The organism is Acinetobacter sp., from assembly GCF_039596015.1.
Taxonomy (GTDB): Bacteria; Pseudomonadota; Gammaproteobacteria; order Pseudomonadales; family Moraxellaceae; genus Acinetobacter.
Map to the genome: position 1 here is coordinate 1 of NZ_JBCNKN010000023.1, position 11,887 is coordinate 11,887.

The window sequence follows — 11,887 nt, forward strand, 5'->3', positions numbered from 1 at the left end:
AGAAGCTATGCTTCGAGTGGACTGGATCAGCAAAGCACTGCTTTGCCCAGTCGCAAGGCGAGAAGCTATGCTTCGAGTGGACTGGATCAGCAAAGCACTGCTTTGCCCAGTCGCAAGGCGAGAAGCTATGCTTCGAGTGGACTGGATCAGCAAAGCACTGCTTTGCCCAGTCGCAAGGCGAGAAGCTGTGCTTCGAGTGGACTGGATAAGCATATACAGCTTTCCCGTCACAAAACAAGAAGTTATGCTTCGAGTGGACTGGATAAGCATATACAGCTTTCCCGTTATAAAACAAGAAGTTATGCTTCGAGTGGACTGGATGAGCATATACAGCTTTCCCGTTATAAAACAAGAAGTTATGCTTCGAGTGGACTGGATGAGCATATACAGCTTTCCCGTTATAAAACAAGAAGCTGTACTTTACGTGGACTCAATAAGTCAATGCGACATTATCCAGTTAAAAAATTTTGCCTGTTTTCATTTTATAGCTAGGAGCGAGCAATGGCAGTATCACAGCCAGCAACTTTCAATGAAGAATGGTCAGATGAGCGTGTGTTTGCCTACTTGAACCATTTACCACCGCAAGGCATTAATGCCGATTTCTACGTTTTATATCATGCCTTTAAACACATGCGCGCGCATGACTTTGAGCGCCTGCTTACAAAGTTTCAAGCAGATGGACGTGATATCAAGGCGACCAATCCTCAAGGACAAACTATTGCGGATGTTATTGCTGAATTCCCTAAACAACGCGCTCCTTTTCTAGAAGTTTTAGCAAAATTTGCCTAAATTTCAAATCTAGCCTGCCTGATGCAGGCTTTTTTGTATCGGTAAAATGACCACTGTTTTCGTTGCATCATTTTCAAGTAAATTTAACTGTAATGCTTCAGATGTTTCAACACATTCAAAGACTTTGGGCTGTGTCTGGGTCAATTTATAACTTTGTTCGACCCGATAAAATAAACGTATTGTATTGCCCTTCTTTTGTGGCTCATTGACTAAATAATAATGACCAAATTGCGTATTTAAATAGCCATCCGCCAACTGCTTACAAGTCACTGCATTATTTTTAACTGGAGTACATCCAATTAAACTCAATAATCCGACTAAGACCATAACATTTTTCATTCAAATTCTCCCTAAATTCGCGATGACTGACTACATCTTAGGAAGAATCTGTTAAGGTATACAGATACAAATCTTACAAAAAAAGCAGTACAGATATGCATTTCCTATATCAAGAAATTGCCAGTCAACTTCGCCATAAAATAATCAATGGAGAACTAGGTGCGCACAGTAAACTTCCCTCTTTACGTGGTTTCGCACAACAACATCAAATTAGCCTTTCAACGGCACAAGCCTGTTATGAATTGCTTGAAGCTGAAGGCTATCTGTATGTCAAACCCAAGTCTGGATTCTTTGTGCAAGCACGTAAATTTGTCGCACCTATTCAGCAAGACTGTATCGACTTTCCCTCGGTGAGTCGTGACATTACCAGTTTCGATTTACACAACCAAATACAGGATGCTTCAAGTCAGGCTCAAATGATTCAGCTTGGCGCAATTCAACTCGGAACACCGCTCATTCCAATTGAGCAGTTACGCCGTTCCATTCAACGCAGTTTAAAACACAGCCATTCTGAAGATTTTTTATATTGCAACCGACAAGGCCACGACAGGCTACGTAAAGCACTTTTGCAGCACTGGGCTGAGGATGGACTACATATTGCCTATGAAGATATTTTTATTACCAATGGCTGCCTTGCGGCACTTATGCTGATTATTCAATCTCTAACAAAGATGGGCGACAGTATTATTTTACCGACCCCAACCTTTAACGGTCAGCTACAGCTATTGGCCAGTTTTAATCGTAAAGTGATTGAAATCCCAGCCCATAGCCAAGGCATTGACTTACAGCGCTTAGAACAAGTCATGCAAACAGGTCAAGCCAAAGCGTGTTTATTAACTGCCAATTATCAAAACCCTTTGGGTTACTGCCTATCCCACCAAGAAAAAGCACAGATTGCCAAACTGGCAGAAGAATATCAGTGTTATATCATTGAAGATGATATTTATGCCGAATGTGGTTATGACTTACAACGCCCACTTCCCATCAAACACTGGGACAAAGCGGGCTACGTCATTTTGGTGGGTTCTGTATCCAAAAATTTATCCAGTGCCTATCGGGTAGGCTGGCTTTGCCTACCAAAAACCTTGCAGCACCTAAAGCCGCTGCTGTTAGCCAATAATATTATTGTGAATACGCCTTTACAGCTTGGATTGGCGGATTTTATTTTCAGTGGTGGTTATCGTCGACATATTAATCAGCTTAGACCACAGTTGTATCATCAGGTGCAGCAATATATAGAATACTTGCAGCAACTACTCCCGACACAACAGCTTCAAATTCACATGCCTCAAGGCGGCTATGCCCTATGGCTAAAACTACCGCACCAACTCAATGCCTATGACTTATATCAATTTACACTTTCACAAGGCATCAGTATTGTTCCGGGGATTATCTTTGGAGAAGACAATAAATACCATGATTATGTTCGCCTGAATGCAGGTCATCCACTTACCACCGCTATTCAGGATGCATTAAAACAAATCGCAGACTGGATTATGCAACAGATCGAAAAAGGTTAAAAACACATATAAAAAGCCTGATACACAACAAGATGTATCAGGCTTTACAGTGATTTATTCTACTTAGACCAAAATATCTCGTTTACCATTTGGCCCCATTGCACTAACAATGCCATTTTCTTCCATTTGATCGACAATCCGTGCCGCACGGTTATAACCTAAACTAAATTTACGCTGTAATGAGGATACAGATACTTTTCTGGTTTCAAGTACAAATGAAACACACTGATCATACAGCGCATCACGGCTTGGATCAGCATCGCCCTCTTCAAAACCACGCGATGTTGGCTCTTCATCATACGGCGTTAAAATTTCATCAATATAATTTGGTTCACCACGCTCACGCCAAGCATCACAAATACGGTTCACTTCATCATCACTAATAAATGCCCCATGAACACGCTCAGGTTCAATTTTACCCGGCCCAAGGAACAACATGTCACCATGCCCCAGCAAATCCTCTGCACCGCCTGCATCTAAAATGGTACGGGAGTCAATTTTACTGTTCACACGCAATGCCACACGTGTTGGAATATTGGCTTTAATAAGACCTGTAATCACATCTACCGATGGACGTTGTGTCGCAAGCAATAAATGAATCCCTGCCGCACGTGATTTTTGTGCTAAACGGGTAATCATTTCCTCAGCCTTTTTCCCGACCTGCATGATCATGTCCGCAAACTCATCGGCAACAATCACAATAGATGGTAATGGCGTTAAACGAGGTGCACGTTCTTGCGTTGCAGAATCGCTCGGCTTCCATGTCGGATCAATTAAGTCTTCACCATTGGCAATCGCTTCTTCGACTTTACGGTTGTAATCACTCAGTTTACGAATTTTCAGGAAAGACATCAGTTTATAACGACGTTCCATTTCATTCACACACCAGTTCAAAGCACTCACCGCATCTTTCATATCGGTTACAACTGGAGTTAATAAATGCGGAATATCGCTATAGTTCGCCAATTCAAGTTGTTTCGGGTCAATCAAAATCAAGCGTAACTGGTTTGGCGTATATTTTAACAACATCGATAAAATCATCGAGTTCACGGCAACAGATTTACCTGAGCCTGTTGTCCCTGCAACCAACATATGTGGTGCTTTCGCTAAATCGGTTAAAACAGGATTTCCTGAAATATCTTTACCCATTGCCATGCTAATCAAGCCATTCGGATCTCGATAAACTGGCGTTTCCAACAACTCAATCAAACGTACCATTTCACGGGCACTGTTTGGAACTTCAATACCAATATATGGCTTACCTGGAATCACCTCAACCACACGAACGGAAGCCATTGACATTGAACGAGCTAAATCACGTGAAATATTGGTGACTTTTGAAGCCTTCACCCCCGGTGCCAAATCCAACTCAAAACGTGTCACAACAGGCCCTGGTTGAGCTTCAACCACTTTTGCCTTGACGTTAAATTCTTGTAATTTGATTTCAAGCAATTCCGAAAGACGAGACAATTGCTCAGCAGTAAAATTAACTTTCTTATTTGGATCAACCCGATCCAATAAATCAGTCGATGGCAATGTCGGCAAATCACGACGTTTTGCAGCAACTTCCATCGCACGTGACATTGGACGACCTAGTGCATCGGTCAATGGTGCATCCAAGTCAAATTCGTCTTCTTCTTGAGGTTTACCCGCAGTTTCCTGCCAAGCTTCAATAAACGCTTCTTTTGATAACTCAGGTTTTGTAATAGTGGTCTGAATTTGTGCTTTTACAAAAGGTGTTGATTGCGCATAGCTACTTGTCGTACGTGGCTGTACGACAACCTCTGATTCAGGTTCAATTTCTAACGAAGAGGTTTGCTCTGGTTGTGTTTTATCTAATGCCAATAATTTTTCAATATCTGCAATCGGTTCATCATGCTGTACCATATCGTGTACAGAAACCGATCTATTCTCTACTGGAACATCCGCTATCTTAGATAGCGTGTCTTGTTGAAACGGCTGATGTAAATCTGTCGCAGTTTTTGCATTCGGCACAGCTGCCAACAAGTCATCAAAAATTTGGTCATCGTTCCAGTCCAAACCAGATTTTTCAGAATGAACAGCTTGATTCAATGGATCGGCAACCGATTTAAAGTTTTGCGGTGCAGAGCCATGATGCTCATCTTGTGCAGCTTTTAATAATGCATCAATTTCTTGTTCTTGCAGTTCGACTTTTTCATGGTCAAGCGCTCGCCAAACTTCACCTGTAGCAATTGTTTTTGCTGATGTTTGAGTCAATGTGTGCGCTTTTTCTAATGTTTTTTCAAACACAGTATCATCAATACGCTCAGCGGTTTGTTGTGGTGCTGCTTGTTTCTCAACGGGTTGTTGATCGACCAGACGTTCAAATAAATGTTCCGCCGCTGCACTGTTTCGATTTGCCTGCTCAGTCGATTGTTGTTGAGGTTTAGCCGTAGCTACTTCTTCATCTTTCGGTGTTGGTGCGGCTGCAACCTGTTCGACCACGACACGTTTAGAAGGTGTTTTGGTGGTAAGGTCGTAGGCAGCTTCACTTTCAGGGACGTTTCTATAAAAAAGATCTTGCAGATACTTTGGTGTTGCTTGCAATGTCGCCCATGTTTTATTCCATTGAATACCAAATGCCAGCGTAACCAAGGTCAACCAAAGAATGACTAAAAATGCACTCGCACCATAGATCGTCAAAAGCTGAGACAGACTATCGCCAAGTTCATAGCCGATAATACCGCCTGAGGCATTTTCTAAAGCATCACTCGGCACATTCCAGAACAAATACAGTAAACTTGCTGTTGCCAATAAAATAAAGAATTGCGCAGCATAGCGAAAAGGTCTGCTCAGAAAACTTCTCGGCCACCAAACCTGAATTGCTTCAATAAAGAAGAAAAATGGTAAAAGTAGACTTGCCCACCCCAGAAAACCAAACAATAAGTCAGCAACCCAAGCACCTGCTACACCACTGGCATTGGACACTTGTTGTGTATCGCTTGAAATATGCATCCAGCCTGGATCAAATGGAGTATATGTGACTGTCGCTAAAAACAGATAAATCCCAAATGACACCAAAAATAATGTGATGAGTAAGCGCTGTGCATAAACACTCGACACCGCAGTCATATACTGTCCTGTATCCATGTAACCAATGAAAAATATTGAAATAAGTGAAATTACTTTTTTCAATCAATAAATCTTTATATTATGCACCTGTTCTATAAAAAAAGATGCAGTAGAATGCTGAATGTTTGTTAGTGTTTTATATAGCTGAATCCGATTTAGATGATCAATATTATCGACATCAAACACACACAAAATTCTCCCTGTTTCACGTATAATTTTTTTCAGTTTACATTATAAAAGGAAATCTACATGAGTGCTCGTCATTCACGTTTAATTATTTTAGGTTCAGGCCCTGCGGGTTATAGTGCTGCGGTATATGCGGCACGTGCAAATTTAAAACCGACGTTAATTGCGGGTTTACAATTAGGTGGTCAATTGACCACAACAACGGAAATTGACAACTGGCCAGGCGGCGAAGAAGGCTTAACAGGCCCTGCCCTAATGGAACGTATGCAAGCACACGCTGAGCGCTTCGGCACAGAGTTGATTTACGACCATATCAATGAAGTTGATGTAAAAACTCGTCCGTTTGTGCTCAAAGGCGACATGGGTGAATATACCTGTGATGCACTGATTATCGCCACTGGTGCGACTGCACAATATTTAGGTCTAGAATCTGAACAGAAGTTTATGGGCCAAGGCGTAAGTGCATGTGCAACTTGTGATGGTTTCTTCTACAAAAACCAAAATGTTGTTGTGGTTGGTGGTGGAAATACTGCCGTTGAAGAAGCGCTTTATTTATCCAATATTGCAGCACATGTAACTTTAGTTCACCGTCGTGACAGCTTACGTTCTGAGAAAATTTTGCAAGACCATTTATTTGCAAAAGAAAAAGAAGGCAAAATCTCTATTGTCTGGAATCATCAGGTCGATGAAGTACTGGGTGACAATACAGGCGTGACAGGTGTTCGCTTAAAATCAACCCAAGATGGTTCAACCCAAAACCTTGATGCCCACGGCTTATTTATTGCCATTGGTCATAAACCAAATACCGAAATTTTTAAAGATCAGCTTGAACTTAACGGTGGTTACATCGTGGTAAAAAGCGGTTTACAGGGCAATGCAACTGCAACTTCTGTTGAAGGTGTGTTTGCTGCGGGTGATGTTGCAGACCAAATTTATCGCCAAGCCATTACCTCTGCGGCATCAGGCTGTATGGCTGCATTAGATGCCGATGCTTATTTAGACCAAGTAAAATAAGCATCATCAATAAATACTACATTCTAAAGTACAAAAGCAGCCTAGGCTGCTTTTGTACTTTTTAGCTTCTACTTTCGCTAGACATTAATTTAAATCTTTCGCAATCGGAAAATGAAGCGCTGGAGATGCGACTGTTTCGGTTGCCTCAATCTCTTGCACTTGTTGTTTTACAAGTTCAGGATTATTCAGAACTTGGTGTGCACGCTCAAAATCCAGATCCTTTTCCCATGCACCAATCACCACCGCAGCAACACAGTTCCCAATCAGATTACTCACTGCACGAATAATACCCACAATCCAGTCAATCGATAAAATCAACACTAAACCAACCGCAGGAATGGCAGGGAAACTATTTAATGTTGCTGCCAATACCACAATTGCGGAAGCTGGAATCCCATGCGCACCTTTAGAGGTAAACAGCGTGATCAACAAAATAATAATTAGGTCATGAAATGAAAGTGCGGTTCCTGTTGCTTGAGCAATAAAGACAACTGCCAGTGTTAAATAAATTGAAAAACCATCTAAATTAAATGAATAACCCGATGGAACAACTAAACTTACCGTTGTGTTCTTAATCCCCAATTGAGTCAATTTCTTCATCACTTGCGGTAATACCGAATCAGAAGACGCTGTACCCAAAACCACCAAAATTTCTTCTTTTAAATAGCCAATCAGTTTAAAAATATTAAACCCGAACAACCGTAAAATGCCGCCTAAGACAACAACGACAAAAAAGATCACACAGGCATAGTACAAGACAACCAAATACCCCAAGTTCATTAACGATGCTAAACCGTATTTACCCACAGTAAAAGCAACCGCACCAAAAACTCCGATCGGTGCTAATTTCACAATTAACCCCATCATTTTAAAAATGATTTGTGAAATTTTATCAATAAAAGAAGCAACAGGATCTTTCACTTCACTTGGCAACTGAGAAAGCGCAATTCCAAAAATAATGGCAAATAAAATAACCTGTAAAACTTCAGCCCCAGTGAATGCACCAATGGCAGTTTGTGGAATTAAATTTAAAAAGAAATCCGGAAAATTGCTAACCGCATGCACATTTTCGTTGTATTTCGTCAGACTTGCCGCATCCAAACTATGCACATCGATGTGCATACCCGCACCAGGTTTGAAAATATACGCAACTGCAACGCCCATCAAAAGTGCAATTGTCGTCATGATCTCAAAATAAATGATCGTTTTTAGTCCAACTTTACCCGCTTTTTTTAGATCCCCTGCACCATAAATTCCCAAAACAACAACACAAAAAACCAATGGTGCGATTAACATTTTCACCAATTTAACAAAGGCATCCCCTAAAACCTGAAATTCCTTCGAAAACTGAGGAAAGAAAAAGCCAACCAGACATCCCAAAATGAGTGCGATGACAACTTGTAGAAAAAGAGATTTCTTGATGGCTTGCATATAATAGTACTCATATAAATATCCCCGCATGAGTTATGCACAATACATGCCATATTTGCCTTCATTTTGTACAAAATGCGCTGCAATATTCCACTCGATTTTCAGTTATCATCAATACCTACAAATCACATTAATTCATACATAAGCATTCATCTTTTATTACATACATAAAAGCAATTTATGGTAAAAATATGCTGATATCTCAATACGATTTTCCAGACCCTGAATTGGCCGATCCAGATGGTCAGGGGCTCATTTGCATTGGTGGTGATCTCACACCTTCGACCCTGCTCAATGCCTACCAACACGGGTTATTTCCGTGGTTCAATGAGGATGATCCCATTTGTTGGTGGTCTCCCGAACCTCGATGTATTATCTATCCGCAGCATTTTCGCCCAAGTAAATCTTTACTTCGGAATATGAAAAAACATAACTATCGCATTACTGTCAATCAGGCATTTTCTGACGTCATCCGACACTGTGCCCTCCCCCGAAGCTATGCAGATGAAACATGGATTAGTAAAGAAATTATTCAGGGATATACACAGCTATTTGAAGCAGGTTTTGCATATAGTGTTGAGGTCTGGCAAGAACAACAGCTTGTGGGCGGCTTATATGGGGTGAATATTGGACATGGCTGTTTTGGTGAGTCCATGTTTAGCCATGCAACGGATGTGTCTAAGATGGCGTTTTATACATTAATGCTGATTGGACAACATGAGCAATTGCTGTGGATTGACTGCCAACTTGAAAATGATCACCTCCTCAGCTTAGGTGCAGAGGTGATTTCTCGAAAAGAATACTTAAAATCGTTACAAAATGTTATAAAACAGCCCAATATCGATTGGAAAAAGTATCAGGACAGTGTATTTTTTTCTAAGGACATCGCCATAAATCAACAACTTTTATCATGATGAGAAAATTCAGGAGGGAGCCACAACATGAATTCATATCGCCCGACATCCCTTTTGAATGATTTACAATATTACATTACCCCACCTCACGAGTGCAGTTACCTTGAAAATCGTTCTGCACGGATGGTATTTTTAGACCCTGCTCAACGCATTGATGTCATTACTTTATCTGAACTATCCCGTAATGGATTTCGGCGTAGTGGTGATTTTGTCTACCGCCCAGAATGTCACTTATGCCGCCAGTGCCTCTCTTGCCGTGTTCCTGTTCAAGACTTTGTAATGAATAGTCAACAAAAGAAAGCTTGGAAACGCAACCAAGACTTAACTGTTAAAATTACCCGACCAAATCAGGCAACCGATATTCATTACGACCTGTATGAACGCTATATTCGCCTGCGCCATCACGATGGAGACATGTACCCTCCAAGCACAGAACAATTTGAAAAGTTCTTAATGCATAGTTGTACCGATACGTTCTTTTTAGAACTTTGGGATAATGACCAATTACTATGTGTTTCCACATGCGACCAATTGGACGATGGTCTTTCAGCCGTTTACACTTTCTTTGAACCTGAACAATGTCGCCGTTCTTTGGGGGTGTTTGCTATTCTTAAACAAATTGAATATGCACAATCACTTGGGCTAGATTTTGTTTATCTCGGCTACTGGGTACCACACTCTAAAAAAATGAATTACAAATGCCAGTATATTCCTTTTGAACTCCTCATTGATGGGCAATGGAGACGCCTAAACCGTCAGCTATCAGAAGATGAAATCCAAAAATTAGGAGAATCTTTTATGACCATTTTCCCAACCGAATGGAATAGCGTCATCAAATAATCTATTTTGAAAATAATGCAGCAAAATCGTCAGTACATGCTTTAACCATAATCACAGCATGTTCGCGTGTACCATTCGGGTTTGGATAATAATTTTTACGTAAATCTATTTGATGAAAACCTGACTTTTCATACAAGCCAATTGCAGCAGCATTACTTTCACGAACTTCCAGAAAAATTTGTACAGGATTGTTTTTAAGTAACGCTATCGACTGTTGTAACAGTTCAAATCCCAAACCTTTACCCTGCTGACTCGGATCTATTGCCATGAGTAATAAATTTGCTTCATCCAAAACAGGTTGCAAAATACAAAAACCAACCACCTGTCCATTCTTTTCAATGACTGTACTTTGATACGTTTGCTGTGCTTCCACAAACTGCTGATATGACCAAGGATGGCTTTGTACCTGTTTTTCAATATTATGTACCGTCGCAACATCAGCTTGCTGCATCAAACGAATCATTTTGTCGTCTTTCTCATGAACTATAAAACGCACATTATACTCAAATATGACGATCATACAGGCATAAAAAAACGCCCCAAATGGAGCGTTTTTTTACTTTTCAGTGATTATGCAGTTACTTTCGCAACAACACCAGCACCTACAGTACGACCACCTTCACGGATCGCAAAACGTAGACCTGGGTCCATTGCGATTGGGTGGATCAATTCTACTGACATTTCTACGTTGTCACCTGGCATTACCATTTCTACGCCTTCTTTCAACTGGATCGCACCAGTTACGTCAGTTGTACGGAAATAGAATTGTGGACGGTAACCGTTCAAGAATGGAGTGTGACGTCCACCTTCGTCTTTAGATAGTACGTATACTTCTGCGTCGAATTTAGTATGCGGTTTGATTGTACCTGGTTTAGCCAATACTTGACCACGTTGTACTTCTTCACGTTTTGTACCACGAAGCAAGATACCACAGTTCTCACCTGCACGGCCTTCGTCTAGAAGTTTACGGAACATTTCAACGCCAGTTACAGTTGTTTTAACTGTATCTTTAATACCAACGATTTCAACTTCTTCGCCAACTTTAACGATACCTGATTCTACACGGCCTGTTACTACAGTACCACGACCAGAAATTGAGAATACGTCTTCGATTGGCATCAAGAATGCTTTGTCGATTGCACGTTCTGGTTCTGGGATATAAGAGTCAAGTGCTTCAACAAGTGCAAGAACTGAAGGTTCGCCATATTGACCAGCATCACCATTAAGTGCTGCTAAAGCTGAACCACGGATAACTGGAGTGTCATCACCTGGGAAGTCATAAGTAGATAGAAGTTCACGTACTTCCATTTCTACTAATTCAAGTAATTCTTCGTCATCTACAAGGTCGCATTTGTTCAAGAATACGATGATGTAAGGTACACCAACCTGACGAGAAAGAAGGATATGTTCACGAGTTTGTGGCATTGGACCATCAGTCGCAGCACATACAAGGATCGCACCGTCCATTTGAGCAGCACCAGTGATCATGTTTTTAACATAATCGGCGTGTCCTGGGCAGTCTACGTGTGCGTAGTGACGAATTGGAGAATCGTATTCTACGTGTGAAGTATTAATTGTAATACCACGTGCTTTTTCTTCTGGAGCTGAGTCGATTTGTGAGTAATCTTTCGCTTCACCGCCGTAAGTTTTTGCACAGATTGTTGCAATTGCAGCAGTAAGAGTTGTTTTACCATGGTCAACGTGACCAATTGTACCCACGTTTACGTGTGGCTTATTACGTTCAAACTTGGCTTTAGCCAT

At 41.0% G+C, this 11,887-nt stretch carries 11 protein-coding genes; 6 read left to right on the forward strand and 5 right to left on the reverse strand.

All coding sequences use genetic code 11. The annotated features are described in order from the left end of the window. Together ABDV70_RS13345 and ABDV70_RS13350 are read left to right on the forward strand one after the other, a co-directional pair. Positions 1-492: hypothetical protein (locus ABDV70_RS13345; RefSeq protein ID WP_343598435.1), on the forward strand; the 492-nt coding region annotated here is incomplete at its 5' end. 9 nt (positions 493-501) lie between these two features. Then, positions 502-789, forward strand: coding sequence for a PA4642 family protein (locus ABDV70_RS13350; RefSeq protein ID WP_343598437.1), 288 nt, complete (start codon positions 502-504; stop codon positions 787-789). Between the two features lie 9 nt (positions 790-798). On the opposite strand, the gene ABDV70_RS13355 is transcribed toward ABDV70_RS13350, so the two are convergent. Beyond that, a complete protein-coding gene (locus ABDV70_RS13355) occupies positions 799-1,128 on the reverse strand; it encodes a hypothetical protein (protein WP_343598439.1) in 330 nt (109 codons plus the stop codon). A gap of 95 nt (positions 1,129-1,223) precedes the next feature. Here ABDV70_RS13355 and ABDV70_RS13360 point away from each other — a divergent pair, with 95 nt between their 5' ends. Then, positions 1,224-2,648, forward strand: a complete 1,425-nt coding sequence (locus ABDV70_RS13360) for a PLP-dependent aminotransferase family protein (RefSeq protein WP_343598441.1) — start codon at positions 1,224-1,226, stop codon at positions 2,646-2,648. Positions 2,649-2,711: 63 nt separating this feature from the next. On the opposite strand, the gene ABDV70_RS13365 is transcribed toward ABDV70_RS13360, so the two are convergent. Continuing rightward, complete coding sequence (locus tag ABDV70_RS13365) at positions 2,712-5,741, reverse strand: DNA translocase FtsK 4TM domain-containing protein (RefSeq protein ID WP_343598449.1); 3,030 nt, start codon at positions 5,739-5,741, stop codon at positions 2,712-2,714. Positions 5,742-5,990: 249 nt separating this feature from the next. Here ABDV70_RS13365 and trxB point away from each other — a divergent pair, with 249 nt between their 5' ends. After that, on the forward strand, positions 5,991-6,941 hold the full coding sequence (gene trxB / locus ABDV70_RS13370) for a thioredoxin-disulfide reductase (RefSeq protein ID WP_343598442.1): 951 nt from the start codon (positions 5,991-5,993) through the stop codon (positions 6,939-6,941). Between the two features lie 84 nt (positions 6,942-7,025). On the opposite strand, the gene dctA is transcribed toward trxB, so the two are convergent. Further along, positions 7,026-8,372: a C4-dicarboxylate transporter DctA gene (gene dctA / locus ABDV70_RS13375; RefSeq protein ID WP_343598451.1), complete on the reverse strand. Its 1,347-nt coding sequence runs from the start codon at positions 8,370-8,372 to the stop codon at positions 7,026-7,028. A gap of 191 nt (positions 8,373-8,563) precedes the next feature. On the opposite strand from dctA, the gene aat reads away from it, so the two are divergent. Next, positions 8,564-9,286, forward strand: coding sequence for a leucyl/phenylalanyl-tRNA--protein transferase (aat, locus tag ABDV70_RS13380; RefSeq protein ID WP_343598444.1), 723 nt, complete (start codon positions 8,564-8,566; stop codon positions 9,284-9,286). 27 nt (positions 9,287-9,313) lie between these two features. Beyond that, on the forward strand, positions 9,314-10,126 hold the full coding sequence (locus ABDV70_RS13385; RefSeq protein WP_343598445.1) for an arginyltransferase: 813 nt from the start codon (positions 9,314-9,316) through the stop codon (positions 10,124-10,126). A 1-nt stretch (position 10,127) separates the two neighbouring features. Here the strand turns inward: ABDV70_RS13385 and rimI are convergent, their stop codons facing one another. Continuing rightward, entirely contained in the window at positions 10,128-10,613 is a 486-nt protein-coding gene (gene rimI, locus ABDV70_RS13390; protein ID WP_343598452.1) for a ribosomal protein S18-alanine N-acetyltransferase, read from the reverse strand. A gap of 83 nt (positions 10,614-10,696) precedes the next feature. Beyond that, the gene (tuf, locus tag ABDV70_RS13395) at positions 10,697-11,887 is read right to left on the reverse strand and encodes an elongation factor Tu (protein WP_343598447.1); all 1,191 of its coding nucleotides are present in this window, start codon (positions 11,885-11,887) and stop codon (positions 10,697-10,699) included.

Coding starts and splice junctions, on each gene's coding strand:
- ABDV70_RS13350 (WP_343598437.1), top strand. CDS start 502: ATGGCAGTATCACAGCCAGCAACTTTCAATGAAGAATGGTCAGATGAG.
- ABDV70_RS13355 (WP_343598439.1), bottom strand. CDS start 1,128: ATGAAAAATGTTATGGTCTTAGTCGGATTATTGAGTTTAATTGGATGT.
- ABDV70_RS13360 (WP_343598441.1), top strand. CDS start 1,224: ATGCATTTCCTATATCAAGAAATTGCCAGTCAACTTCGCCATAAAATA.
- ABDV70_RS13365 (WP_343598449.1), bottom strand. CDS start 5,741: ATGACTGCGGTGTCGAGTGTTTATGCACAGCGCTTACTCATCACATTA.
- trxB (WP_343598442.1), top strand. CDS start 5,991: ATGAGTGCTCGTCATTCACGTTTAATTATTTTAGGTTCAGGCCCTGCG.
- dctA (WP_343598451.1), bottom strand. CDS start 8,372: ATGCAAGCCATCAAGAAATCTCTTTTTCTACAAGTTGTCATCGCACTC.
- aat (WP_343598444.1), top strand. CDS start 8,564: ATGCTGATATCTCAATACGATTTTCCAGACCCTGAATTGGCCGATCCA.
- ABDV70_RS13385 (WP_343598445.1), top strand. CDS start 9,314: ATGAATTCATATCGCCCGACATCCCTTTTGAATGATTTACAATATTAC.
- tuf (WP_343598447.1), bottom strand. CDS start 11,887: ATGGCTAAAGCCAAGTTTGAACGTAATAAGCCACACGTAAACGTGGGT.